The sequence below is a fragment of the Reyranella sp. genome (genome assembly GCF_044224635.1).
GTDB lineage: Bacteria > Pseudomonadota > Alphaproteobacteria > Reyranellales > Reyranellaceae > Reyranella.
Map to the genome: position 1 here is coordinate 65,992 of NZ_JBGAKA010000018.1, position 22,634 is coordinate 88,625.

Genomic DNA, 22,634 nt, shown 5'->3' on the forward strand with positions numbered 1-22,634 from the left:
GCGAGCGGGGCGCGGGACGTGCCGCTCGATGCCAAGGTGGCCTTCCTGGCGACGCCCCGAGCATTCGGCTGCGTGTCGGGCCCCATCCGCTGTCGCGAGACGCACATGTCCTGGCTCTTCTCGACGGCGGATGAGGTTTACAAGCTGAAAAAGCCGGTTCGCCTTCCCTATCTCGACTTTTCCTCCGTGGAGCGCCGGCGGGTCGCCTGTAGTGCCGAGCTCGTTCTGAACAGGCGGCTGGCGCCGGATGTCTACAAACGCCTGGTGCCCCTGACATGCCGCTGCGACACGCTGGCGATCGGTGGTCCCGGCGAGGTCGTGGACTGGCTGGTCGTCATGCGGCGACTCGACGAAGGCCGCACGCTGGAGCGCCTTCTCATGGCGGGCGGATTGACCTTTCGGCAGCTCAATCCGCTGGCCATCCTGCTGACGAGGTTCTATCGGCGTGCATCCCCGGTCGGGGTTGCTCCGGCCACCTACCTCGAGCGTTGGCATCGCAACCTCGCCGTCAATCGATCAATCCTCCTCGACTCGAGGCTCGGCCTGCCGGCCCCCTTGGTGCGGCGCATCGACCGGCAGCAGAGGGAGTTCCTGCGGCGTCACGCGGATCTACTGTCGGCGCGGGCGCGCCGCCACCTGATCGTCGACGGACACGGCGATCTTCGGCCGGAGCACATATGGCCCGAGCCCCCCGTCATGATCATCGACTGCCTGGAATTCGACGCCACGCTCAGGGCGATCGATCCGCTCGACGAGCTCTCCTTCCTCCATGTCGAATGCCGCCTGCTGGGTGCCGCTCGACACGGCGCTTATGTCGTGCGGCGAGTGGCAAATTCGCTGCCCGGCGGATTCGTGCCCGCACTCTTCGCCTTCTACTCCGCCTACCGCGCCACGTTGCGGGCACGCTTGGCGATTGCCCACCTCCTGGAGAAGACGCCGAGATCGCCGGCGAAGTGGCGACCGGTCACCCTTCGCTACCTGCAGATGGCGGATCACGAAGCGAGGAGGCCATGAGCAGACGACCGTTGGCACTGTTCGGCCTGGAGGGTTCCCGGCCGTTTGCCGAGCAGGTCGCCACGCGCCTTGCGACGGCGCTGGCGCCGCACGAAGAGCGCAGCTTCGAGGACGGCGAGCACAAGGCTCGTCCGTTGCGCGACGTGCGCGGAACGGATGCCTACGTGTTGCATTCCCTGCACGGCGACGATGCTCAGAGCGCAAACGACAAGCTCTGCCGCCTGCTGTTCTTCTGCGGCGCCTTGCGCGATTCGGGCGCCGCCAGCGTCACGGCCGTGACGCCCTACCTTTGCTATGCCCGCAAGGATCGCCGCACAAAGCCCAATGATCCGGTTACCACCCGTTATGTCGCGTCGCTGCTCGAGGCGGTCGGCGTCGGTCGCGTCATCACGGTGGAGGTCCACAACGTCGCCGCGTTCGAGAATGCCTTCCGCTGCCCGACCTGGCACGTCGAGTGCGCCCCGATCCTCGCCGCGCATTTCGCGCCGTTGGTTCGTGACCTTCCGGTGGTCGCCGTTTCTCCGGATGCCGGCGGCGCCAAGCGGGCCCAGCGTTTCCGCGAGGAACTGCAAGCCCTGACCGGCCAGGAAGTGGGTTCGGCTTTCATGGAGAAGAGCCGCAGCTCGGGCGTCGTCCGGGGCGAGGTGCTGGCCGGCGACGTGCGCGATGCGACCGCCATCATTGTCGACGACCTGATCAGCACGGGCGGAACCCTGGTGCGGGCCGCGCGAGCCTGCCGCGCCGCCGGCGCCAGGCGCATCTTTGCCGCGGCGGGACACGGGCTCTTCATGGGCGGGGCGCGGGAACTCATGACTGAAGATGCGTTCAGCGGCATCGTCATCGCCAACACCGTTCCCAGCTTTCGCCTCTCGCCGGAACACCTCGGGCGACTCACGACAGTCGACGCCAGCAACGCGGTGGCAAAGGCCATCGCTGCCTGCCACGAGGCAAGCTGAGCGACGCGCATCCTGGCCGACGCCGACAAGGTGGCGCAAAAGCCCGACGCCCGCCTATGCCACGGCAGGCGCACTTCCACCTGCCTGCGAGCATCCTGGGCCTCGAAGCCACGGCGACCTTCGCATCCGATCCAGCAACCCCGCTCACCGCTTCGTACGTCGGTCTCAGATGCCAAGGCCGCCTGCGCCCTCCGCGGCTGGCGGGCCTTGACGGGAGCCGACGCCGCGGACAGGGGCGTCGACCTGCACGGTGAACGACCCGCTTGGATCTGCTTCCCCGCAAGGCGGTTCAAGACCGGGGGGCTCGCGATTGGCCGCCCCCACCGCGCTGGCCAGCCTGCATACAGCCGAGGCGAATGCACAAAGCGCATCGATCGCGCCGTCATTCTGGCTGAAGGCCGTGCGAATGAAGTCGAACGCGGCGCCTGGCACGCGGTCGGGCCGCTCCAGGCAAAGAGCCTCGACGATGATCGCCATCAGACCGGCAACGGGAATAGGCTGTCCACCGGGCAACGGAACGTCGTGCTGCAACCAGACGTCGAGATCGACGCCGAGCTGGTGCCCCTCATCGCGACCGAGCGTCACATCGAAGGCCGACGTCACCCAGGTCACCGGCTCGCTGGTTCGCGCAGGGGGCGCCATAGGAGCGTAGACGACAAGAGGTGCATCGACCAAGCCGGCACACCATTGCAGCAGCGGCTCGTTGCGTTGGCCGCCGGCAACCAGCCGCGCAAGCTCGGCGACCAGGCCGGCCAGGTGATGGCGTCGTCCCTGGCGCACCATCTCGGCGAGATCGGCAATGACCCGACCTGCCGTGGCGAGCGAGGTGAACCAGCTCTCGACCCGGGCCTTCCCGGGGCCCAGCCGGGCACACATCAGCTCGACCCGTTGGAGCCGGGACGCACGTGCTCGCTGGTTGTCGACATGGTCCGCCAGGGCTTCCGTCCGCTCGATATCGGCTGGCGTCACGACCCCTTCGGGGAAGACGTCGCTGCTCGTTCCGATGATCTGGCCATTGGCTGCCACGGCAGCTTCCGTCCCGCGCCATACGACGTTCAAGCGCAACAGGGTGGGCGTACGGACATAGAGATGCTTCGATCGAATCACCAAAGGCTGGTAGCCTTGGCGGGTGAGCTCGACGCGCAAGCGTCCCGAAGGCTTTGCGCGTATCGTGAGGTCGAGCCGCCCGTCACTCTTGCGCAGAACCGTCTGGGTGACTGGCGGTGGCCAGGACGACACTTGGAATTCAGTGAAGACGCTGCCGTCGTCCAAATCGTTCGCCATGTGCGAGCCCTTGCTGCGATTAGCCAGGACGATACTTGGAGGAGCCTGATCATCGGACCTTGATCTGGCTCAACCCAAGGAAGACGCCGCTTCCGGCAGCTTGCCAGCTGAGCTTGCGCGCAGCTGCGGCGAGATCCAGCACGGGCGCGATGGAAGGAATGAGCGCAATGGCCCGCGCACTGCCGACCGCTCTTGCGCCAGGTTTGGCTGCCGTCGCCTTGAGCCAAATCAAGGTTAAGCTTTCGCGGAACCTTAGAATCTCTCGCAGGCACACACGTACTTCCGCGACGCATCGCTCTGCGTGAGGCATCATGTCGATCCTTGCATCTCTTCGTTTGGCGATGATCCTCGCGGCTCTCTCGGTCGGCGCCGCAACTGGCAGCGCCCGTTCCGAGCCGGTGCCGGAACTGACCAAAGTCGATGAGATTGTCATTCGCGGCACCATCCTGGCCATCGATCCGGCCAAGCGCACGCTTGTCGTCCAGAGCCCGGAGCGCGACACACTCGCGTTCAAAGCGATTGATCGCGTCACCAATTTCGCGGGCCTGAAACCGGGCCAGCTGGTCGACGTGCGCTATTACCGCATCACCGACTACCTCATTGCCAAGACGACGCCCGAGGTGATCGACATGGCGCGCGAGATGGTTCGCGATCCTGCCCGTGGGCCCGGCCTCCCGGGCACCGAGATGCGGGCCAAGCTGTGGTTGCTCGAAGGCATGGTGGTACGCACCGACTTGGCGGCCAGGAAGGTCGACATCGTCGATCCCAACGGCGGCGCCATCGTCCGTTCGCCATGGATCAAGACGCCCGAAGGATTGTTCGAGCTGGAAAAGCTCAAGCCCGGCGACATGGTCACCATGGTCTTCAGCGAGCGCTCGGCGTACGCGGTCACGCCCATTCGCTAAGTCGGCCGAACCCCACCCTGCCTTGTGGCGCAGCGACCGCTGCAAGGATGCCAGAGACCGTTCGCGGTGAGCTCAGTAGCTCCAGGTACCGACGATCACTCTTCCCCGGGATCTCACGGGACGCGGTCCTCACGTTCCGAGGCCAGCCTCCCCGTCCTTGGATCGACAAGATGGATTTCGCCGCACGCGATGCATCGTACTGGCACATAGCGCGTCCGGCCGTTCGGCGGAACTATATCTCGTTCCGAATCGCCTTGAACTTGCATGCCCGTCGTCGGGCATCTGAACAAGAAGTACTCAGACATGCGCTTTTCCAGTGGTCGGCCAATCGACCATGCGTCCCAATATGCGCTTACGCAGAAGTTTCATCTTGACGAGAATCAAGAGGCTCTGCCAGGCGGTCGGTGCCCGTCGTCGCGCCGGCCTCAGCCCTTGTGCGCAGAATCGAGGAGTTTGCGAATACGATCTATCAACACCGCTCCCAGGAACGGCTTGACGACGAGCGACACGCCAGCGTCGGACGCCCGCTTGCGGATCGCCCCACTAGCTCCTCCGGTTACCAGAAGCGCTGGAATGGAGCTCCGCCGGCGCATCTCGAGGATGAGATCGAGGCCATTCATGGATGGCAAGTGATAGTGGGCGATCAGGACCCCCGCCCGGGGCAGGTCATTCTCCGCCAAGAGCTGATTCGGGGTCTCGTAAGTGCGCACCTTGAAACCTTCGATCTCGAGCGCGAACTTGAGAGATTCTCGAACCGCGGCATCTGCCTCGACCACCATGATCACGGGGTCCGTCTTCTCGGCATCTCGGCCCATGAGAGAATTATGGCACCAGCCCGTCGCCGGGCTTTGATCTAGCTCAACGGACCGGTGCCGATAGACCGTCGCCGAACGAGTGTCCTCGTCGCCTCAGATCCGAAAGTCGTTTCCAGGATCCAGTGATTTCTGCATCTACTCGGGGAACCCCGCAGACCCGGGCATGAAAGCGGGGAAATCTCGTATGGCGTCGTCATCGTCGATGACATCTATGCGGGATCATCGGCCATTCGGGCGTTCCTCGGACACGACCCGGCGGAGCGTAAACCGGAAGATTGTCCCGCCGCCGGGATTGGGTTCAACCGTTATGCGGCCGCCGTGCGATTCGACTATGGTCCGTGAAAGAGACAGGCCAACCTCCATTCCTTTCGATTTCGTGGTGACGAACGGCTGAAACAGCCTTGCAGCAACATCCGGCGCAATCCCGCTTCCCGTGTCAGCCACGCTGATCGTCACCATGTCCTCCCCTGTCGGGGCAGACGTGACGACGATTTCACGCTTCTCGGAGAAGCGCATCGCCTCGATCGAGTTGCGCAGCAGATTGAGCAGGACTTGCTGGATCTGAACCTTGTCGACAAGCACAAGATCGACTGATTGGTCGAGCCTCAAATCAAGACGAATCGACTGCTCGCTCGACACGACAAGGGCCAGAGCGCTGGTTTCCTCCACCAGGGTCTTGAGGCTTTCGGTCTGTTTCTCCGTCTCGCCACGCGCAACGAAGTCACGCAGCCGTTGAATCACCTTGCCTGCACGCAGGGACTGCTCGGCCGCCTGTCCAGGCCATTTCTGGCCATCGCGGCACGATCGTCCCGAACGTCCTCGAGCAGCCGACGTGAACCTCGAAGATAGTTGGTCATCGCGGTCAGAGGCTGATTGAGCTCATGCGCCAGGGCAGACGCCATTTCTCCCATGACGCTAAGCCGGGAAACGTGAAGCAATTCCGATTGTACCTCGTGAAGCAGACGCTCCCGCTCCTGCCGTTGGGTCAGGTCCCTTACAAAGCCAACGAACTGCTGTTCGCCCTTGAGCCGGACTTCGCCGACCGACAGCTCCATCGGGAATGTCGTTCCATCCTTGCGCTGACCGACGACGACACGGCCGACACCGATGATGCGCCGTTTGCCGGTCGTGAGATAGCGAGACAAATATCCGTCATGCTCTTCCCGGTAGGGAGAAGGCATCAACACCGATACGTTCTGCCCTCGCAGCTCCCGCGCCGCGAAGCCGAACTGTCTTTCGGCAGTGGGACTGACAGACTGAATGATGCCGCTCTCGTCGATGATCAAGCTCAACCGCTTGTTTCAATTGAGCCAATCTCTCGAGGATTACCGGCCGCAATTCTTCCAGCTGGGTGATCTGACTGGGACTATCGGCAATTTTCTCTCGCAATTGATCCAGCAACGCGGAGACTTCCGATTGCGCTCGATACTGCTGCGCCCTCCTCGGGCTCGTTTTCAAGACGCAGCGACATCCCTTGCTCCTGTCGCATACTCCATTGCAAGAGATGTCATCATGATTCGCCGGCGCCGGCTTTGGGCCATCCCGAGCGCCTGCTGGATGCCCTGATGTTCCCGACCATCGCCCGGAGGCGCGGTTGCGGATCAGAGTTGCCCTGCCATTCTCTGCAATCGCTGGCAATAGAGTGGATCATCCGGAGGCCGCCCCGTATCACTTACCAATCTATCACTTCTCCCGGACGGAGACAGACGGAAGGTGCATGACGGTCACGAAGGCGGCGGCGGCACTATGCCGAGGGCCCGCCCTGGAATCATTGATTTCGTGGGATGAATTTGGAGCGGGCGAAGGGATTCGAACCCTCGACCCCAACCTTGGCAAGGTTGTGCTCTACCCCTGAGCTACGCCCGCGCTCCGATCCGCCGCGGGGCCGCGGCAGAAGGCGGTGTGGATAGGGCTTTTCCGTCGCCTTGGCAAGAGGTTCGCGCGAGGGGCCCCGCGCCCGCCACGGCACTGCCGCCGCGGTCAGCCACACTCACCCGCGGGCCAGCAGGCGCTGCAGGTACTTGCCGTATTCGCTGTCGCGGATCGGCTCGATCAGCCGGCCGAGGCCCGAATCGTCGATATAGCCTTTGCGCCAGGCGACCTCTTCAGGGCTGCCGATCTGCAGGCCCTGGCGATCCTCGACCGTCTCGACGAACTGGGCGGCCCGCAACAGGCTCGACGGGGTGCCGGTGTCTAGCCAGGCATAGCCGCGGCCGAGCTTCTCGACGGTCAGCCGGCCCTGCTTCAGGTAATGGGCGTTGACGTCGGTGATCTCGAGCTCGCCGCGGGCGGAGCGGGGAATTTGCGCGGCGACGTCGCAAACATCGGCATCGTAAAAATAGAGCCCAGTCACCGCCCAGTTCGAGCGCGGCTCCGTGGGCTTCTCGACGATGCTGACGGGCCGGTCCTGGGCGTCGAACTCGATCACGCCGTAGGCCGAGGGGTCGGCCACCCAGTAGGCGTAGATCACCGCGCCCGAGCCGGTCGCGCCACGCTCGGCCACCGCGGGCAGCGAATCGCCGTAGAACAGATTGTCGCCCAGGATCAGGCCAACCCGGTCCTTGCCGATGAAGTCGCGGCCGACCAGGAACACCTCGGCGATGCCGCCGGGTTTCGGCTGCACGGCATAGTCGATTGCGAGGCCCCATTGCCGGCCGTCGCCGAACAGCCGGCGGTAGGACTCCTCGTCTTGCGGGTTGACGACCAGCAGGATCTCCCGGCAGCCGGCCAGCATCAGCGTGGTCAGCGGGTAATAGACCATCGGCTTGTTGTAGACCGGCAGCAGCTGCTTGTTGGCTGCCCGCGTCATCGGGTAAAGCCGCGTACCGCTGCCGCCCGACAGAACGATGCCCTTCATGCCGGTCCTGTAACCCGATGCTCGATCCCCAACAACTCTTCTCCCGGCTGGCCGAGCTCGGCCTCTCTCACCAGAGTGTCGAGCATCCGCCGGTCTTCACCGTCGAGGAGGCCAAGGCGCTGCGCGGCAATCTGCCCGGCCATCACGTCAAGAACCTCTTCCTGCGCAACAAGAAGGAGGAGATGTGGCTGGTGGTGGCGATCGAGGATCGCGCGGTCGACCTCAAGCGGCTGGGCGAGGTGCTGGAGGCAGGCCGGCTGTCGTTCGGCAGCCCCGATCGCCTGCGCCGCCATCTCGGCGTCGAGCCGGGCTCGGTGACGCCGCTCGCCCTGATCAACGACACGAGCCGGAGCGTGCGCCTCGCCCTCGACCGCGGCCTGATGGCGGGCGGGCCGGTCAACGTCCATCCGCTGGTCAACACCATGACCACGGCGATGACGGCGGCCGACCTGCTGCGCTTCTTCGCCGCCACCGGACACGAGCCTCGCTGGCTCGACTTCCCGCTCTGATGTTATAATATAACAAGATGCTGCGTCGCTCTCTCCTCGCGGCGGCGACGCTTCTCGCCGTGCGCCTGGTCCATGCCGAGGCCCGGCTGCGCGTCGTGGCGACCTTCTCGATCATGGGCGATCTCGTCAGGGAGGTCGGCGGCGATCGCGTCGACCTCGCCGTCCTGGTCGGGCCGGATATCGATGCCCATACCTACCAGCCGAAACCGTCCGACGTCCGCGTGCTGCCGGGCGCCCAGGTGCTGGTGAGCAACGGGTTGGGGTTCGAGGGCTGGATCGACCGTCTCGCCGAGTCGGCGCCCTTCAAGGGCAAGCGCGTGGTGGCGAGCAGCGGCGTGGCGACCCTGGCCGCCGGCGGCCACAGCCACGGTCATGGACCCGACCCGCATTGCTGGCAGGATGCCGGGCGCGTCAAACGCTACGTCGCCAACATCGCCGAGGGACTGGCGGCGGCCGACGCGGCGAACGCCGGGCTCTACCGCGACCGCGCCGTGGCCTACAGCCAGCGCCTCGACGCGCTGGATCGCTGGGTCAGGGCCGCCATCGCCGAAGTGCCGGCAGGCCAGCGCAAGGTCATCACCGGTCACGACTCGTTCCGCTATTTCACCAACGCCTATGGCGTGCAGTTCCTGGCGCCGCGCGGCTTCAAGACCGACAGCGAGCCCACCGCCAGGGACGTGGCGGCGCTGATCCGCCAAGTGCGCGAGCAGAAGATCAGGGCGCTGTTCGTGGAGAACATGACCAACCCCGGGCTGGTCGACCAGATCGCGCGCGAAGCGGGCGCGGCGGTTGGCGCCCGCCTCTACAGCGATGCGCTGTCGGCAACCGACGGCCCGGCGGCGACCTACGAGGCGCTGATGCGCCACAACGTGACGGCGCTGGTTGCCGGGATGATGAAGAATTAGTTGGCGGGATCTTCTCTGGCCGAAGCACCATGGAAAAACCTCGCCCTGAGGAGCCACGCGTAGCGTGGCGTCTCGAAGGGTCGGCAACAGGCACGGCGTTTGGGGCCCATCCTTCGAGACGCGCCCTGCGGGCGCTCCTCAGGATGAGGTCATTCCTTGGCGCTTCAGCCAAAGTAGATCGCGCTCTAGTCCGCGGCCGAAAACTTCAAACCCGAGGCGCGCCACGCCTCCTGCAGGGTGTTGAGCATCAGGCAGGCCACCGTCATCGGCCCGACACCGCCCGGTACCGGCGTGAGATGGCCGGCGACCTTGGCCGCTTCGCCGAACGCGACGTCGCCGACCAGCCGGGTCTTGCCGTCGGCCGCCGGCAAGCGGTTGATGCCAACATCGATCACCACCGCACCGGGCTTGATCCAGTCGCCGCGCACGAGCTCGGGGCGGCCGATCGCCACCACCAGGATATCGGCCGTGCGGCCGAGTCCGGGCAGGTCGCGGGTGCGGGAATGAGCGACCGTCACCGTGCAATTGGCGCGCAGCAGGAGCTGCGCCACCGGGCGGCCGACCAGGTTCGAGCGGCCGATGACCACGGCGTTGCAGCCGTCCAGCTTGCCCAGCGTGTCCTGCAGCAGCATCGACACGCCGAGCGGCGTGCAGGGCACCGGGAAATCGAGCGGCGCGCCCGGAGCCACCGTGCCCAGGCGCCCGACATTGAAGGGATGAAAGCCGTCGACGTCCTTGGCCGGGTCGATCGCCATCAGGATCTGCGTCGTGTCGATGTGCGCCGGCAGAGGCAGCTGGACCAGGATGCCGTGCACGCGCTCGTCGGCATTGAGCTCCTCGATCACCGCCAGCAGCTCGGCCTCCGTGGCTGAGGCGTCGAGGCGGAAATCGAAGCTCGCCATGCCGAGCTCCGCAGCGAGCTTGCCCTTGCTGCGGACATAGACCTGGCTCGCCGGATCGGCGCCGGCCAGCACCGTGGCGAGGCCGGGCGTCGGACCGCCTCGGGCGATCAGGCTGGCGACGCCGTCGCCGACCCGCTGCCGCAAGGCCGCGGCCGCTTCCTTGCCATCGATCAGCTTTGCTTCACTCATGCGTGTCGGCGTGCTCTTTCAGCCAGTGGGAGATGCGGCCGGCGAGCTCGGCGGGCTCGCCGGCAAGCTTCACCACCTTGTCGCGGTTGGCCGCACCACGTGTCACCGAGAGGGTCGATTTCGCCAGCCGCCATTCGCCGGCGAGCAGGTCGATCACGGCGCGATTGGCCTTGCCGTCCTCGGCCGGCGCCGTGACCGCGGCTTTCAGGCCGCCATCGCCGCTGCATTCCAGGGCGGTGCGGCGGGCCCGCGGATGGACGCGCAGCTCGATTGTCACGCCGTCGCTGGCGCGGCGCAGGAAGGCAGGATCGGCCATGGCGTCAGTGGCCGACGACGGCCGGCCATACGTATTCCCACAGCAGGCTGCGGATGAAGAACAGGGCGAGCAGCAGGACGACCGGGGAGATATCGACGCCGCCCAGGTTGGGCAGGATGCGGCGGATCGGCCGCAGCACCGGTTCGGTCAGCCGATAGAGCATGTCGACAATGATGCGGATGAACTGGTTGCGCACGTTGACGACGCCGAACGCTACCAGCCAGCTCATGATTGCGCCGGCGATCACGACCCAAGTGTAGATGTCGATCACCGAGTCGATCAGCTTCGCAAGCGACAGCATCGTCTCTCCGTTCCCCAGACCCCGGCGGCCGCCGGCCGCGCACCCTACTCGGCGGGGATTGCCGATCCAAGCCTATTTGGAGGGCTCTTCCCCCTCCCCAGCTCCGCTGGGGAGGAGAAAAATCATACCCGCGACAGCACCAGATCGACGCTGCCGATGCGGATGATGCGGGCGGCGCTGATGTCGCGCGGGCCGTGCTCGGGCAGCAGGCGGGCGCCGTCGATCAGGGTACCGTTGGCGGTTCCGAGATCCTCCAGGCCGATGCGCCCGGTGGCGGTCAGGATGCGGGCGTGCGGCTGGCCGACCGACGGATCGGGCAGCGACAGCTCGGTCGGGCTCGCGGTCGCAGCGCCCGTCAGGACATAGGCCGGCACGCCGTCGTTGACGACCAGGACGACATCGCCCGCCGCGCCCATGACCTTGCCGCTGAGCCGCCAGCTGCGCCGATCGGCCAGCGCGGCCGGCGGCGCGGCCAGCGCCGGCGGCGCGGCAGGCGTCGGCGCCCCGCCCGGTTGGGGGCCCGGCGGACGCGCCAGCGCGCCCGCGGCGGTGTCGCGCGGCCAGTCCATGAAGGCGAAGATCCAGAGCAGGACCAGCGGCACGATCGAGCCGATGCCGGTCAGGGTGAGCAGCATGGCCCCGAGCCCCAGCCAGCCCGGCAGGCCGGTCTTCTCGACGATGCGCCAGGCCATCCAGCCGGCAAAAGCCGCAGCGACCACGGCAAAGATGCTGGTCAGCCCGAAGAAGCCCGAGAGGGCTGCAATCTCCCCGCCCATGGTCAGCGTCCCGGCCCGGCTTCGCCCTTGGGCCAGGTACTGAACGCCAGGATGGCCATGACGATGAACGAGCCGACGACCGGCACGAGGTGGAACAGCGACAGGGCGCCGGAGAATCCGGCACGGACGCAGATGCGCCAGGTCGGGATGATCAGGACGAGGGCGATCAGGAAATGTCCGATCGCCAGGGCCAGGAGGACGAGGGCGCCGAGGCCCAGGAGCCAGCTCATCGGGTCATTCATTGCTTCGAATTGGGTATCGGTCGGAGGTGGGCTCGATCAGACAAGGGCGACGATCTCGATTTCGACCAGGACGTCGCGCGGCAGGCGCGCCACCTCGACGGTCGAGCGCGCCGGCGGATGGGCGCCGAAATATTCCGGTCGGCCGTAGATCTCGTTCATGGCTGCGAAGCTGTCCATGCTCTTCAGGAACACCGTGGTCTTGACTGCGCGACCGAGATCGCTGCCGGCCGCCTTCAACACCGCCCGCAAATTCTTGAGCACCTGGTGCGTCTGCTCGGCGATGCCGCCTTCGACCAGCTCGCCCGATGCCGGATCGAGCGGGATCTGGCCGGCGCAGTACACCATGCCGTTGGCGACAATGGCCTGCGAATAGGGACCGAGCGCCTTGGGAGCGCTATCCGTCTGAATGGTCCGCTTGCTGCTGCCCTGATTGTTGCTACCCGTCACTGACCAAGTCTCCCTTGCAAGGACGCTGGACGCTATCACAGGCGGCCTTGCTTGACAGGTGACCCGCCAACCATTATCCGCGCCTCCTCGGGCCCTGAACCGGTTGTCAGGGGCTGTAGCTCAGCTGGGAGAGCGCCTCGTTCGCAATGAGGAGGTCAGGGGTTCGATCCCCCTCAGCTCCACCAACCGGCGGCCCGGGAATGCATCCTCTGGCCGACAGGCTGCCGGCGCGGCACAATTGCAGACGATGCGTCACGTCGACAAGCCAACGCCAGCCGACCTCGGCCTCGATGCCCGGGAAGGCAGCCTCCTGCGCTCCCTGGCCACGCCGGAACAGGTCCAGGAATACGTCACCGGGCTTCCCGCCAATCATGAGGAGAGCGGAGCGACCCTCTATTCGGTGCGCAGCGTGCTGCGCCACGGCAAGGGGCACTGCATCGAAGGGGCGTTCGTCGCCGCCTGCGCGCTGTGGCTGCAGGGCCGTCCGCCGCTGGTCGTCGACATGACCGCCCGGGGCGATGCCGACCACGTCATCACGGTGTTCCGCCGCGACGGCTACTGGGGCGCCATCTCCAAGACCAACCATGCGTGGCTGCGCTGGCGCGATCCGGTCTACCGGTCCTTGCGCGAGCTGATCATGTCGTACTTCCACGAATATGCTTACAAGGCGCATAAATCCCTGCGCGCCTACTCGCGGGCAATCGACATGCGGCGCTTCCCCGGCACCGAATGGATCACCAACGAGGACGATTGCTGGGAGGTCGGCGCGGCAATCGACGATGCGCGCCACTATCCCGTCATCACGCCGGCGCAGGCGCGCCGCCTGCGCCCCCGCGACGCGTTCGAAGTGAAGATCGACGGGATCGTCGAATATCCGCCGGGCACGGCCAACCGCAAAGAGGCAGCATGACATTCGGGAGATCGACCATGAAAATCCTGATCGCGCTGGTGCTGCTCGCCTTCATGGGGGCCGGCAAGGCATTTGCGCAGATTCCCGCCGAATGGCAGGCCGCTGCCCAGGCGGTGATCGGCGATCTCGAGCGCGACACGCCGCTGGCGTCCAAGCCGTGGACCAACGAGACCACGCAGGGCTGGCACCTGGCGCGCGCCTGGCGCAAGCACAACAACGGCAATATCGAGATCATCCTGGCCGAATACCTGACCTTCGTCGCGGTCTGCCGCAGCGGCTGCGCCGGCAGCACGATCATGGGGCAGGGCTACGTCGCCGTGGCCGAGCAGGCCAAGGCACTGCGCGCGCAACAGGGCGGGCCCTATGCGCTGGTAGCCAACTCGAATGCGTGGCTGGCGGGCATCGCCGATCCGACCGGGGCAGCGGCCAAGAACGCCGCGCTGTGGGGCAAGGATATCGACATGGCGGCGGCCGACTACGCGACCAGCAACATCTACGCGCTCTTCTGGCTGCTGGCGCGCGCCAAGGGCACGCCCGTCGAGCAGGCCGACACTTTCGCCAAGTACGCGATCTTCGTGCAGCTGCAGGGTTGGATCGGTGCCCGTTGTCTCGACATCTCCAAGGTGGCCACCGTCATCGGGGCACCGCCCAAGATCGAGAGCTGCAAGTAGATCAAGCTGGGGGGCGCCACTCCAGTGGCGCGATCATCCGCGATCACACAGAAAGACGCGCCACTGGAGTGGTGCGCCCCCAGCAGAAATGAAAGGTCCCTCGCTGCGCTCGGGATGACACCAATACTGTCATCCCGAGCGCAGCGAGGGGACCTTTAATCTTCGCTTGGGTCCCGCCCTACTCCGCCGCGACGGCCTGGTGGACGAACTTCTTGGCGTCGAAATCCTCGGCGACCTTGAGGTCGTTGCCGATCAGCTTCTCGACGTCGATCTTGGCGTATTCCATGACACCCATGTCGCCCAGCGCCTTCTGCACCTTGGGTCCGAACAGGCCGATCTCCTTCAGGATCGGCACGATGCGGGTGAACAGGCGCGTGCGGAAATTCTGCATGGCACCCGAGTTGTAGGCGTACTCCATCAGCTTATCGACCGGCAGGCCCGAGCGCATCCACACCTCAGCCTGGTTGAAGCGGTCGCGCATGAAGTAGAGCGCCTCGACGGTGAACTCCTCGCGCTCGGCGCGTTCGTGGTCCGACAGCTGCGGATAGTACTCGCGCAGCGCCATGCGGCCGAACGTGACGTGGCGCGCCTCGTCCTGCATGACGTAGGCGTTGACCGCGGCGGCGAGATTGTTCTTGGCGGTGTCGCGGATGCGCTGGAAAGCGGCGAGCGCCAGCCCCTCGATCAGCACCTGCATGCCGAGATAGGTCATGTCCCAGCGCCGGTCGCTGAGCGTCTGCTCGAGCAGGTTCTTCAGCGACTCGGTGATCGGATAGGCTTCCTTGAACTTCTCGTGGATCAGCCGCTTGTAGGTCTCGACGTGGCGCGCCTCGTCCATCACCTGGGTGGCGGCGTAGAACTTGGCGTTCATGTCGGGCACGGTGCCGACGATCTTGGCGGTCGCGATCAGCGCGCCCTGCTCGCCGTGCATGAACTGACAGATCGAATGGCACTGCAGGTTGAAGCGCAGCCAGTCCTTCTCCTTGTCGGTCATCTTGTCCCAGAACGGCGAGCCGTAGATCGGGATCGACTCGTCGGACATGCCCATCGGGTTGCCCTCGAACAGCTCCTGGCTCCAGTCGAGCCGGGTGCTGGTGTCCCACTGCTGCTGCTTGCCCTTCTCGTAGAGGTTCAGCAGGTCGGCCGAGCCGTCGTCATATTCCCAGTTGAACTGGATCTCGGTGGCGCCGTCGAACTTCCAATTCGTGACCTCGACCGGGAGCTGATAGATCTTTTGCGTCGTCATGGCCCTTGCCTCCTGGCGCTGAACGCTGTCCCATTCCTTTCGCCCGGAACGGCAAAGTTGACGCTCCGGTCATTTTTCTCAGCGGAACCTATCACACTCTGCTGGAAGAGTCTTGCACGGAAATTGCAGCTATCCTGAAGATGGATTTATCGATGGCATACAACCAGTTACGCGTCGCCAAGGTCATCCAGGAGACGCCCGACGCGCGCTCCTTCGTGCTCGAGGTGCCGCCCGACCTGGTCGAGAAGTACCGCTACAAAGCCGGCCAGTTCCTGACCTTCCGCGTTCCGCATGACGAGGGTGCCTTCAATCGCTGCTACTCGCTGTCGAGCGCACCCGAGATCGACGGGCTGCCCAAGGTAACGGTGAAGCGGGTCACCGGTGGCAAGGGCTCGAACTGGTTTCACGACGCGCTGAAGGAAGGTCTCACGCTCGAGGTGCTGCCGCCGGCCGGTCGCTTCGTGCTGAGCGACAGCGCGGCTCCCCTGCTGCTGTTCGGCGGCGGCAGCGGCATCACGCCGATGATGTCGCTCATCAAGTCGGCGCTGAAGAACTCCCCGCGCAGGATCCGGCTGTTCTATGCCAACCGCGACAAGCCCTCGATCATCTTCGATGCCGAGTTCGAGGCGTTGCAGGCGGCGTATCCCGGCCGCCTCGAGGTGATCCATCATCTCGACGTGACGCAGGGACTCACCACGGTCGAGGAGATCACGGCGACGTTGAAGGGCTTCGAGACGGCGGAAGCCTATCTCTGCGGCCCCGGTCCGTTCATGACCCTGGTCGAGAACACGCTGCTTGGCGCCGGCATGCCGCGCGAGCGCGTGCGCATCGAGCGTTTCGAGGCCTCGGGCAACGATGCCGTGCCGATCGAGCCGACCGAAGAAGGCGACGTGATCCCCAGCGAGATCACCATCCATTTCGAGGGCAAGGTGCACAAGGTCCCCTACCGCAAGGGGCTGAGCATCCTCGAGGCGGCGCGCGGCGCCGGGCTCAACCCGCTGTCGTCGTGCGAGGAAGGCTTCTGCGCCTCGTGCGCGGCCAAGCGCATCAAGGGCAAGATCGTGCTGGCCAAGAACGACATCTATACGCCGGATGATCTCGCCAACAACTGGATCCTCACCTGCCAGGGCCACTGCTTCGGCGCCGAGGTCGAGATCACCTACGACGTGGTGTGACGATCGCCGGCCAGCCGACGCTCCAGGCGACGCTCCTCACCGTCGTCGCCGGCATCGCCGACGCGGTGGGCTACATCACGATGGGCGCCGTGTTCGCCGCCAACATGACCGGCAACACGGTGCTGGCCGGCATCGCCGTCGCCGAGAAGCGGTACTCCGACGCCGCCCGCCATCTGTCGCCGCTGGTGACGTTCTTCATCGGCGCCATGCTGGCCCGCCTCATCCTGCGCCTGTGGCACAGGCCTGCCATCGCGATCGCGATCGAGGCACTCTTGTTGGCCGGATTGGATTTCCTGCCTCTCGGGGCGGAGTCGAAGGTCCTGATCGTCGCCTTCGCCATGGGCCTGCAGGCCTCGGCGATCACCCAGTTCGGCGGCGCCTCGATCAGCACGGTCGTGGTGACCAGCACGCTCGCCCGCACCGCCGACGCCGCGCTCGATGCCCTGCTGCCCGGCGCCGCAAAAGCGCCGCCGGCCAAGACGACGCCGCGCCTGCTCCTGCTGACCTGGCTCGGTTACCTGGCAGGCGCCGTCGCCGGCGCCCTGCTGCTGCACGTCATGCCCTACCCGCTGATCGTGCCGGCGGTGCTGCTCGTGCTGGTGATGTTTCTCTGACGCCCGCGTGGCGCTCTTTTTCTTCTCCTCCCTAGCGAAGCTGGGGAGGTGTCCGCGTCTTCGCGGACGGAGGGGTCATGAGCCTCAGTCCCGTAGCTCATGACCCCTCCGTCGCCGTAAGACGGCGACACCTCCCCAGCTTCGCTAGGGAGGAAAACAGTCATCACATCGGCGGCGTGAGCCCGTCCTTGCCGTAGGTGATGCGCGGCGCTTTCACGCTGCCGTCGGCCTGCTTCTGCGCCACCGAGATGAAGACCTTGGTGCCCGGGCCAATTTCCGCCGCATCGCCCGGCGCGAAGGTGACGACGACCGTTTGCGGCGTGACCACGAGCTTCTTCTCGCCGTCCTTGTACTTCATGGTGAGCGTATGGCCATCGACGCCGGTGACCATCGTTTCGACATTGGCATTGGTCATGGTCGATTGCGGCTTGAGATCCCATGGCCGATGGCCTTCTCCGGCGCCGCGCATCGCCTCGGGAAAGATGTGCACCTCCATCGCCTGCAGGCTGTCGCCGGCGCCCGGCGTCGCGGTCGCCCCAACGAACATACCGGGCTTGAGGTCGCTCATCGACGCCTTAACCACGGCAGTGAAGAGCGGCTTGTCGGCAAGCTCGACCCGAAACGTTTCACCATCGCGTGTCTTCACGATGTAGGCGGCGCCATCCTTCTTCTCGATCGCGCCGCGCACGCGCACCGTCTCCTGCGCGGCGAGCGGCTGGGCGAGAACGGTCAGGCCAAGACCAAGAACGACAAGTTGGCGGCGCGGCAGGTGAGGCATCGAATCCCTCCGACGTTGCCGCCTTCTACCACCCGCACGCCGGCACTTCGGCTGCAATCAGCCAGTCCGCACGGAATTGTGACCTGGGGTTAATCGACGGACAGGGAATGCTCGCCGTGAAGTGCGACCGGATGGCCGCCATTCTGTCGTCCTGAGCGCAGCGAAGGACCTCATCGCCGCTCGCCACGAGTGTGCTTCGAAACTTCTGGCGATGAGATCCTTCGCTGCGCTCAGGATGACAAGAAAGATGCGGGTAGGGTTGGTGTCGGCTCCACGCAGGCTTGCCCAGCCGACAGTCAACAGCCTCGACGCGCCTGTGCCGTCACTCCGCCGCGATGGCCTTCTCGACGAACATCTTGCGGTCGAATTCCTCGGCGACGCGGCCGTCGTTGGCGAGCTGCTCGGCGACGTCGATCTTGGCGTACTCCATCACGCCCATGTCGGCGAAGGCCTTGCGCACGCGCTCGCCCCACAGGCCGATGTCCTTGACCGTCGGCACGACGCGGCTGAACAGGCGGCCGCGGAACGAGTTCATCTGCTTGGAATTGTAGTGGATGGCATCGAGCACGTCGGCCGGCAGGCCGAGCCGCTCCCACACTTCCGACTGATTGAAGCGGTCTCGCATGAAATAGAGTGCCTCGACCACGAACTCCTCGCGCTCGTCGCGCTCGGCGTCGCTGAGCCCGGGATAGTACTCGCGCAGCGCCAGGCGGCCGAACGAGACGTGGCGCGCCTCGTCCTGCATGACATAGGCGTTGACCGCGCCGGCCAGCGTATTGCCCGCCTTGTCGCGGATCGACTGGAAGGCGGCGAGCGCCAACCCCTCGATCAGCACCTGCATCCCGAGATAGGTCATGTCCCAGCGCCGGTCGCTGAGCGTCTGCTCGAGCAGCGCCTGCAGCGCCTTGTTGATCGGATAGGCGAGCTCGAACTTCTCGTGCAGCAGGCGCTTGTAGGCCTCGACGTGGCGCGCCTCGTCCATCACCTGGGTGGCGGCGTAGAACTTGGCGTTCATGTCCGGCACCGTGCCGACGATCTTGGCGGTCGCGATCAGCGCGCCCTGCTCGCCGTGCATGAATTGGGAGATCGAGTTGGCCTGCAGGTGGCGGCGCAGCCAGCCCCGCTCCTGGGCATTCATCTTGCGCCAGTAGTCGGTGTCGTAGATCGAGATCGCCTCGTCCTTGAGCTGCATCGGGTTGTCCGGGTCGAGCTCGAGCGACCAGTCGAGCCGCGTGCTGGCATCCCACTGCTGCTTCTTGCCCTTTTCGTAAAGCTCGAGCAGGGCGTCGGAGCCGTCGTCGTACTCCCAGTTGAACTGCAGCTCGGTGGCGCCGTCGAACTTCCATTCGGTGATGTCGACCGGCAGCGCGTAGAGGCGTTGGGTGCTCATGAAGAGCCCTCCGGGGTGATTGTCGCAGGGTTGGATCGAAAAGATGACGCTTCGGTCACCTTCTGGCAAGCACTGCCATTCAGTCTCCTCCCCAGCTTCTCTGGGGAGGAAAATGCTACGGCTGCAGCCGGTAGCCGCCGCGGTCGGTGATCAGGATGGCCGCGGCGGTCGGGTCCTTCTCGACCTTCTGGCGCAGGCGGTAGATGTGGGTTTCCAGGGTGTGGGTGGTCACCCCGGCGTTGTAGCCCCAGACCTCGTTCAGCAGGACGTCGCGCGCCACCGGGCGGTCGCCGGCGCGGAACAGGTACTTCAGGATCGACGTCTCCTTGTCGGTCAGCCGCACCTTCTTCTTGCCGCCCTTCTCCACCAGCATCTTGGCCGCGGGATGGAATTCGTAGGGGCCGATGGTCATGACCGCATCCTCGCTGCGCTCGTGCTGGCGCAGATGGGCCCTGAGGCGGGCCAGCAGGACATTGATGCGGAACGGCTTGGTGACGTAGTCGTTGGCGCCCGATTCGAGGCCCAGGATGGTGTCGGCGTCGCTGTCGGCGGCGGTCAGCATGATCACCGGCGCGCGCACGCCCTGGCGGCGCATCAGCTTGCAGAGCTCGCGGCCGTCCATGTCGGGCAGGCCGATATCGAGCAGGATGGCGTCGTAGTGGGCCAGCTTGGCCTTCTCCAGCCCCTCGGCCGCGGTGCCGACCTGGATGGTCGTGAAGCCGTCATAGAGGTCGAGCTGCTCGGCGAGAACGGTGCGCAGAGTCTGGTCGTCGTCGACGAGCAGGATCTTCTTGCCGCGATTATTTTGGGTCATGCTGCTTCCTGCGGGCGCCTCGAGACACTTTATCTGGTACGCAGCAGCGGCAAAAGCGGTTCTCTTCGACCGGGGGCTGCGGCATGCTAAGGGTAAGCAAGCTATGAGTCCGGCACAGGTCCATTCCCGCACGGCCACTGCACTGGCCGCCGTCGAGCGCGCCATGGCTGAGCTGCGGCGTGGCGGCATCGTCGTGCTGCGCGACGAGGAGGGTGCCGGCGGTTTGGTCGTCGCCGCCGAATCCTGCGGCCCGCGCGCCCTGCAGCGCCTGCAGGGCCTCGCCCAGGACGCCCCGACCCTGGTCACGACTCGCCGCCGCGTCGAGGCGATCGGCATGGAGATTCCGCCCCACATCGCCGGCGGGCTGGGCGAGACCAACAAGCCGATCACGCTGGACCTTCCCGAGGGCGTTCCGGTCGACATCATCCTGCGGCCCCACGAATACGCCCCCGGCGACGGCCCCGGCGTGCCGATGCGCCACGCCGCCCTTCGGCATCTGTCGCGGCCGGTGGTGAACCGGGCCGAGCGCATCGCCCAGACCGCCATCGAGCTCGCCAAGCTCGCCCGCCTGCTGCCCGCCGTCGTGCTGGGGCCGCTCAGCCGTGACCCTCGCAACAAGCGGCGCGACTGGGCGCGGGATCAGGATCTGGTCTACGTCGACGCTACCGACGTGCTGGCTTACGAGGAGACCGCCTCGCGCAACCTCCAGCAGGTTGCCCAGGCCTATGTGCCGCTGGAAGGCGCCGAGAACGCCCGTATCCTGGCGTGGCGGCCGAGCGACGGCGGCAAGGAGCATCTCGCCATCGTGGTCGGCGAGATCGACCCGACCGAGCCGGTCCTGATTCGCCTGCACTCCGAATGCTTCACCGGCGATCTTCTCGGGTCGCTGCGCTGCGATTGCGGCGTGCAGCTGCGCGGCGCCATTGCCGAGATCGCCAGGCGCGGCTCGGGCGTCCTGCTCTACCTGGCGCAGGAGGGCCGCGGCATCGGCCTGGTCAACAAGCTGCGCGCCTACGAGCTGCAGGACGAGGGCTTCGACACGATCGACGCCAACGAGCAACTGGGCTTCGACGCCGACGAACGCATCTATGCCCCGGCGGCCACCATGCTGTCGCGCATGGGCATCAAGCGCGTGCGGCTGATGACCAACAATCCGGAGAAGATCGCCCAGCTCGAACGCTACGGCATCGAGGTGGCCGAGCGCGTCGCGCATTCGTTCCCGTCCAATGGCCACAACGAGAATTACCTGCGCACGAAGGCCGAGCGGGCCGGGCATCTGCTGTAGGGCGACTCGGTGAGCCTTTCTTCTTGTCATCCTGAGCGCAGCGAAGGATCTCATCGCCAGAAGGTCCGCCGTGCTCCGGTTGCATCCGGCAATGAGATCCTTCGCTGCGCTCAGGATGACAGAGAAGCCCGCTTGAACCACAACCCGGAGCCTCCATGCGCATCGGCGTCCCAAGGGAAATCAAGGATCACGAGGATCGCGTCGGGCTGGTGCCGTCGTCGGTCGCCGAGCTGGTGCGGCACGGCCACGAGGTGCAGATCGAGCTCGGCGCCGGCCAGGGCTCAGGCCTCGAGGACGAGCAATACGTCGCCGCCGGCGCCACGATCGTCGCCGATGTCGAGACGCTGTTCGCGACCAGCGAGCTGATCGTCAAGGTCAAGGAGCCGCTCGCTTCGGAGCGCAAGCGGCTCAGCCGCGGCCAGGTGCTGTTCACCTACCTCCATCTGGCGCCCGACCGCGAGCAGACGGTCGACCTGCTGAAGAGCGGCGTGACGGCGATCGCCTACGAGACCGTCACCTCGCCGAGCGGCGGCCTGCCCCTGCTGACGCCGATGTCGGAGATCGCCGGGCGCCTCGCGCCGCAGGTCGGCGCGCACTATCTCGAGCGCGCCCAGGGCGGGCGCGGCGTGCTGCTGGGCGGCGTGCCCGGCGTGCCGCCGGCTGAAGTCGTGGTGCTGGGCGGCGGCGTGTCGGGCACGCATGCCGCCACCATTGCGCTCGGCATGGGCGCCACGGTGACGGTGGTCGATCGCTCGGCCGAGGTGCTGCGGCGCGTGGCGGCGCAGATGCCGACCGCCCGGACCATCTTCTCGACCCATGACGCGGTGAGCCAGATCCTGCGACGCGCCGACCTGGTGATCGGCGCCGTGCTGGTGCCGGGGGCGGCCGCACCCAAGATCGTGACGCGCGACATGGTGAAGGCGATGAAGTCGGGCAGCGTGATCGTCGACATCGCCATCGACCAGGGCGGCTGCTGCGAGACCTCCCATCCGACCTCGCACTCGCATCCGGTCTACAGCGAGGAAGGCGTGACCCATTACTGCGTCACCAACATGCCGGGCTCGGTGTCGCGCACCTCGACCTTCGCCCTGAACAACGCGACTCTGCCGTTCGCGCTGGCGCTCGCCGACAAAGGCTGGAAGAAGGCCATCGCAGACGATGTGCATCTGCGCAACGGCCTCAACGTCCATGACGGCAGGCTGACCTGCCGGCCGGTCGCCGAGGCGCTCGACCTGCCCTTCTCGCCCCTGGAGGCCCTGGCGGCCTAGCCGCCTGGCGGTAGAAGCAGCTAATCTTCCGGCCGCACCCCTGAAAACAGGGGGCGTTCCAGGAG

The 22,634-nt window shown here is 65.9% G+C and carries 27 protein-coding genes and 2 tRNA genes; 13 read left to right on the forward strand and 16 right to left on the reverse strand.

Annotated features, from left to right (window positions below; translation table 11 throughout):
* Positions 1 to 105 precede the first annotated feature (105 nt).
* Positions 106 to 1,014 (forward strand): hypothetical protein, encoded by a 909-nt coding sequence (locus tag ACILR9_RS17445; RefSeq protein ID WP_395711221.1) that lies wholly within the window; start codon positions 106 to 108, stop codon positions 1,012 to 1,014.
* Positions 1,011 to 1,970: a ribose-phosphate diphosphokinase gene (locus ACILR9_RS17450; RefSeq protein ID WP_395711222.1), complete on the forward strand. Its 960-nt coding sequence runs from the start codon at positions 1,011 to 1,013 to the stop codon at positions 1,968 to 1,970. Before ACILR9_RS17445 ends, ACILR9_RS17450 begins: the two co-directional genes overlap by 4 nt.
* 165 nt (positions 1,971 to 2,135) lie before the next feature.
* Here ACILR9_RS17450 and ACILR9_RS17455 read toward each other — a convergent pair whose 3' ends face one another.
* Positions 2,136 to 3,242, reverse strand: a complete 1,107-nt coding sequence (locus tag ACILR9_RS17455) for a hypothetical protein (RefSeq protein WP_395711223.1) — start codon at positions 3,240 to 3,242, stop codon at positions 2,136 to 2,138.
* Positions 3,243 to 3,589: 347 nt separating this feature from the next.
* On the opposite strand from ACILR9_RS17455, the gene ACILR9_RS17460 reads away from it, so the two are divergent.
* On the forward strand, positions 3,590 to 4,159 hold the full coding sequence (locus ACILR9_RS17460; protein ID WP_395711224.1) for a hypothetical protein: 570 nt from the start codon (positions 3,590 to 3,592) through the stop codon (positions 4,157 to 4,159).
* 425 nt (positions 4,160 to 4,584) lie between these two features.
* On the opposite strand, the gene ACILR9_RS17465 is transcribed toward ACILR9_RS17460, so the two are convergent.
* The 3 genes from ACILR9_RS17465 to ACILR9_RS17475 form a co-directional block, all read right to left on the reverse strand.
* Positions 4,585 to 4,938 (reverse strand): response regulator, encoded by a 354-nt coding sequence (locus tag ACILR9_RS17465; protein WP_395711285.1) that lies wholly within the window; start codon positions 4,936 to 4,938, stop codon positions 4,585 to 4,587.
* Positions 4,939 to 5,193: 255 nt separating this feature from the next.
* Positions 5,194 to 5,715, reverse strand: a complete 522-nt coding sequence (locus ACILR9_RS17470; protein WP_395711225.1) for a sensor histidine kinase — start codon at positions 5,713 to 5,715, stop codon at positions 5,194 to 5,196.
* Positions 5,712 to 6,260: a PAS domain S-box protein gene (locus tag ACILR9_RS17475; RefSeq protein WP_395711226.1), complete on the reverse strand. Its 549-nt coding sequence runs from the start codon at positions 6,258 to 6,260 to the stop codon at positions 5,712 to 5,714. Before ACILR9_RS17475 ends, ACILR9_RS17470 begins: the two co-directional genes overlap by 4 nt.
* Between ACILR9_RS17475 and ACILR9_RS17480 the strand changes: the two genes are divergently transcribed.
* Positions 6,253 to 6,540, forward strand: a complete 288-nt coding sequence (locus tag ACILR9_RS17480) for a hypothetical protein (protein WP_395711227.1) — start codon at positions 6,253 to 6,255, stop codon at positions 6,538 to 6,540. The genes ACILR9_RS17475 and ACILR9_RS17480 overlap by 8 nt on opposite strands.
* A gap of 225 nt (positions 6,541 to 6,765) precedes the next feature.
* On the opposite strand, the gene ACILR9_RS17485 is transcribed toward ACILR9_RS17480, so the two are convergent.
* Both ACILR9_RS17485 and rfbA read right to left on the reverse strand, forming a co-directional pair.
* A tRNA-Gly gene (locus ACILR9_RS17485) sits at positions 6,766 to 6,840 on the reverse strand.
* Between the two features lie 124 nt (positions 6,841 to 6,964).
* Positions 6,965 to 7,831, reverse strand: coding sequence for a glucose-1-phosphate thymidylyltransferase RfbA (rfbA, locus tag ACILR9_RS17490; protein ID WP_395711228.1), 867 nt, complete (start codon positions 7,829 to 7,831; stop codon positions 6,965 to 6,967).
* Between the two features lie 17 nt (positions 7,832 to 7,848).
* Between rfbA and ACILR9_RS17495 the strand changes: the two genes are divergently transcribed.
* Both ACILR9_RS17495 and ACILR9_RS17500 read left to right on the forward strand, forming a co-directional pair.
* Positions 7,849 to 8,340 (forward strand): prolyl-tRNA synthetase associated domain-containing protein, encoded by a 492-nt coding sequence (locus ACILR9_RS17495; protein ID WP_395711229.1) that lies wholly within the window; start codon positions 7,849 to 7,851, stop codon positions 8,338 to 8,340.
* Between the two features lie 17 nt (positions 8,341 to 8,357).
* Positions 8,358 to 9,245, forward strand: a complete 888-nt coding sequence (locus ACILR9_RS17500) for a metal ABC transporter solute-binding protein, Zn/Mn family (protein WP_395711230.1) — start codon at positions 8,358 to 8,360, stop codon at positions 9,243 to 9,245.
* A 185-nt stretch (positions 9,246 to 9,430) separates the two neighbouring features.
* Here ACILR9_RS17500 and folD read toward each other — a convergent pair whose 3' ends face one another.
* The 6 genes from folD to ACILR9_RS17530 form a co-directional block, all read right to left on the reverse strand.
* Positions 9,431 to 10,336: a bifunctional methylenetetrahydrofolate dehydrogenase/methenyltetrahydrofolate cyclohydrolase FolD gene (gene folD, locus ACILR9_RS17505; RefSeq protein ID WP_395711231.1), complete on the reverse strand. Its 906-nt coding sequence runs from the start codon at positions 10,334 to 10,336 to the stop codon at positions 9,431 to 9,433.
* Entirely contained in the window at positions 10,329 to 10,652 is a 324-nt protein-coding gene (locus ACILR9_RS17510; RefSeq protein WP_395711232.1) for a DUF167 domain-containing protein, read from the reverse strand. The genes folD and ACILR9_RS17510 overlap by 8 nt, the downstream gene beginning before the upstream one ends.
* Before the next feature lie 4 nt (positions 10,653 to 10,656).
* A complete protein-coding gene (locus tag ACILR9_RS17515) occupies positions 10,657 to 10,953 on the reverse strand; it encodes a YggT family protein (protein ID WP_395711233.1) in 297 nt (98 codons plus the stop codon).
* A 122-nt stretch (positions 10,954 to 11,075) separates the two neighbouring features.
* Positions 11,076 to 11,729, reverse strand: a complete 654-nt coding sequence (locus ACILR9_RS17520; protein WP_395711234.1) for an FHA domain-containing protein — start codon at positions 11,727 to 11,729, stop codon at positions 11,076 to 11,078.
* Between the two features lie 2 nt (positions 11,730 to 11,731).
* Entirely contained in the window at positions 11,732 to 11,959 is a 228-nt protein-coding gene (locus ACILR9_RS17525) for a hypothetical protein (protein WP_395711235.1), read from the reverse strand.
* Between the two features lie 48 nt (positions 11,960 to 12,007).
* The gene (locus ACILR9_RS17530; protein ID WP_395711236.1) at positions 12,008 to 12,418 is read right to left on the reverse strand and encodes a RidA family protein; all 411 of its coding nucleotides are present in this window, start codon (positions 12,416 to 12,418) and stop codon (positions 12,008 to 12,010) included.
* Between the two features lie 109 nt (positions 12,419 to 12,527).
* Here ACILR9_RS17530 and ACILR9_RS17535 point away from each other — a divergent pair.
* The 3 genes from ACILR9_RS17535 to ACILR9_RS17545 all read left to right on the forward strand — a co-directional run bounded on the left by ACILR9_RS17535 (position 12,528) and on the right by ACILR9_RS17545 (position 13,999).
* Positions 12,528 to 12,603 (forward strand) — tRNA-Ala (locus ACILR9_RS17535).
* A gap of 62 nt (positions 12,604 to 12,665) precedes the next feature.
* Positions 12,666 to 13,328, forward strand: coding sequence for a hypothetical protein (locus ACILR9_RS17540; protein ID WP_395711237.1), 663 nt, complete (start codon positions 12,666 to 12,668; stop codon positions 13,326 to 13,328).
* 17 nt (positions 13,329 to 13,345) lie between these two features.
* Positions 13,346 to 13,999 (forward strand): hypothetical protein, encoded by a 654-nt coding sequence (locus ACILR9_RS17545; RefSeq protein WP_395711238.1) that lies wholly within the window; start codon positions 13,346 to 13,348, stop codon positions 13,997 to 13,999.
* Positions 14,000 to 14,177: 178 nt separating this feature from the next.
* Here ACILR9_RS17545 and ACILR9_RS17550 read toward each other — a convergent pair whose 3' ends face one another.
* Complete coding sequence (locus ACILR9_RS17550; protein WP_395711239.1) at positions 14,178 to 15,245, reverse strand: ferritin-like domain-containing protein; 1,068 nt, start codon at positions 15,243 to 15,245, stop codon at positions 14,178 to 14,180.
* Positions 15,246 to 15,397: 152 nt separating this feature from the next.
* On the opposite strand from ACILR9_RS17550, the gene ACILR9_RS17555 reads away from it, so the two are divergent.
* Both ACILR9_RS17555 and ACILR9_RS17560 read left to right on the forward strand, forming a co-directional pair.
* Entirely contained in the window at positions 15,398 to 16,420 is a 1,023-nt protein-coding gene (locus tag ACILR9_RS17555; RefSeq protein ID WP_395711240.1) for an FAD-binding oxidoreductase, read from the forward strand.
* Positions 16,417 to 17,034, forward strand: coding sequence for a YoaK family protein (locus ACILR9_RS17560; RefSeq protein WP_395711241.1), 618 nt, complete (start codon positions 16,417 to 16,419; stop codon positions 17,032 to 17,034). Before ACILR9_RS17555 ends, ACILR9_RS17560 begins: the two co-directional genes overlap by 4 nt.
* Positions 17,035 to 17,197: 163 nt before the next feature.
* Here the strand turns inward: ACILR9_RS17560 and ACILR9_RS17565 are convergent, their stop codons facing one another.
* The 3 genes from ACILR9_RS17565 to ACILR9_RS17575 all read right to left on the reverse strand — a co-directional run bounded on the left by ACILR9_RS17565 (position 17,198) and on the right by ACILR9_RS17575 (position 20,016).
* Positions 17,198 to 17,812, reverse strand: a complete 615-nt coding sequence (locus ACILR9_RS17565) for a hypothetical protein (protein WP_395711242.1) — start codon at positions 17,810 to 17,812, stop codon at positions 17,198 to 17,200.
* A gap of 322 nt (positions 17,813 to 18,134) precedes the next feature.
* Positions 18,135 to 19,202: a ferritin-like domain-containing protein gene (locus ACILR9_RS17570; protein WP_395711243.1), complete on the reverse strand. Its 1,068-nt coding sequence runs from the start codon at positions 19,200 to 19,202 to the stop codon at positions 18,135 to 18,137.
* Positions 19,203 to 19,317: 115 nt separating this feature from the next.
* Positions 19,318 to 20,016 (reverse strand): response regulator transcription factor, encoded by a 699-nt coding sequence (locus tag ACILR9_RS17575; RefSeq protein WP_395711244.1) that lies wholly within the window; start codon positions 20,014 to 20,016, stop codon positions 19,318 to 19,320.
* 103 nt (positions 20,017 to 20,119) lie between these two features.
* On the opposite strand from ACILR9_RS17575, the gene ribA reads away from it, so the two are divergent.
* The gene (gene ribA, locus ACILR9_RS17580; protein ID WP_395711245.1) at positions 20,120 to 21,301 is read left to right on the forward strand and encodes a GTP cyclohydrolase II; all 1,182 of its coding nucleotides are present in this window, start codon (positions 20,120 to 20,122) and stop codon (positions 21,299 to 21,301) included.
* A 155-nt stretch (positions 21,302 to 21,456) separates the two neighbouring features.
* Entirely contained in the window at positions 21,457 to 22,569 is a 1,113-nt protein-coding gene (gene ald / locus ACILR9_RS17585) for an alanine dehydrogenase (RefSeq protein ID WP_395711246.1), read from the forward strand.
* Positions 22,570 to 22,634: the final 65 nt, after the last annotated feature.

Excerpts from the sequence above, each read along its gene's own strand:
- ACILR9_RS17445 (WP_395711221.1), top strand. The coding sequence starts at position 106 with ATGTCCTGGCTCTTCTCGACGGCGGATGAGGTTTACAAGCTGAAAAAG.
- ACILR9_RS17450 (WP_395711222.1), top strand. The coding sequence starts at position 1,011 with ATGAGCAGACGACCGTTGGCACTGTTCGGCCTGGAGGGTTCCCGGCCG.
- ACILR9_RS17465 (WP_395711285.1), bottom strand. The coding sequence starts at position 4,938 with ATGGTGGTCGAGGCAGATGCCGCGGTTCGAGAATCTCTCAAGTTCGCG.
- ACILR9_RS17480 (WP_395711227.1), top strand. The coding sequence starts at position 6,253 with ATGATCAAGCTCAACCGCTTGTTTCAATTGAGCCAATCTCTCGAGGAT.
- rfbA (WP_395711228.1), bottom strand. The coding sequence starts at position 7,831 with ATGAAGGGCATCGTTCTGTCGGGCGGCAGCGGTACGCGGCTTTACCCG.
- ACILR9_RS17495 (WP_395711229.1), top strand. The coding sequence starts at position 7,849 with ATGCTCGATCCCCAACAACTCTTCTCCCGGCTGGCCGAGCTCGGCCTC.
- ACILR9_RS17500 (WP_395711230.1), top strand. The coding sequence starts at position 8,358 with ATGCTGCGTCGCTCTCTCCTCGCGGCGGCGACGCTTCTCGCCGTGCGC.
- folD (WP_395711231.1), bottom strand. The coding sequence starts at position 10,336 with ATGAGTGAAGCAAAGCTGATCGATGGCAAGGAAGCGGCCGCGGCCTTG.
- ACILR9_RS17510 (WP_395711232.1), bottom strand. The coding sequence starts at position 10,652 with ATGGCCGATCCTGCCTTCCTGCGCCGCGCCAGCGACGGCGTGACAATC.
- ACILR9_RS17515 (WP_395711233.1), bottom strand. The coding sequence starts at position 10,953 with ATGCTGTCGCTTGCGAAGCTGATCGACTCGGTGATCGACATCTACACT.
- ACILR9_RS17520 (WP_395711234.1), bottom strand. The coding sequence starts at position 11,729 with ATGGGCGGGGAGATTGCAGCCCTCTCGGGCTTCTTCGGGCTGACCAGC.
- ACILR9_RS17525 (WP_395711235.1), bottom strand. The coding sequence starts at position 11,959 with ATGAGCTGGCTCCTGGGCCTCGGCGCCCTCGTCCTCCTGGCCCTGGCG.
- ACILR9_RS17540 (WP_395711237.1), top strand. The coding sequence starts at position 12,666 with ATGCGTCACGTCGACAAGCCAACGCCAGCCGACCTCGGCCTCGATGCC.
- ACILR9_RS17545 (WP_395711238.1), top strand. The coding sequence starts at position 13,346 with ATGAAAATCCTGATCGCGCTGGTGCTGCTCGCCTTCATGGGGGCCGGC.
- ACILR9_RS17550 (WP_395711239.1), bottom strand. The coding sequence starts at position 15,245 with ATGACGACGCAAAAGATCTATCAGCTCCCGGTCGAGGTCACGAATTGG.
- ACILR9_RS17555 (WP_395711240.1), top strand. The coding sequence starts at position 15,398 with ATGGCATACAACCAGTTACGCGTCGCCAAGGTCATCCAGGAGACGCCC.
- ACILR9_RS17565 (WP_395711242.1), bottom strand. The coding sequence starts at position 17,812 with ATGCCTCACCTGCCGCGCCGCCAACTTGTCGTTCTTGGTCTTGGCCTG.
- ACILR9_RS17570 (WP_395711243.1), bottom strand. The coding sequence starts at position 19,202 with ATGAGCACCCAACGCCTCTACGCGCTGCCGGTCGACATCACCGAATGG.
- ACILR9_RS17575 (WP_395711244.1), bottom strand. The coding sequence starts at position 20,016 with ATGACCCAAAATAATCGCGGCAAGAAGATCCTGCTCGTCGACGACGAC.
- ribA (WP_395711245.1), top strand. The coding sequence starts at position 20,120 with ATGAGTCCGGCACAGGTCCATTCCCGCACGGCCACTGCACTGGCCGCC.
- ald (WP_395711246.1), top strand. The coding sequence starts at position 21,457 with ATGCGCATCGGCGTCCCAAGGGAAATCAAGGATCACGAGGATCGCGTC.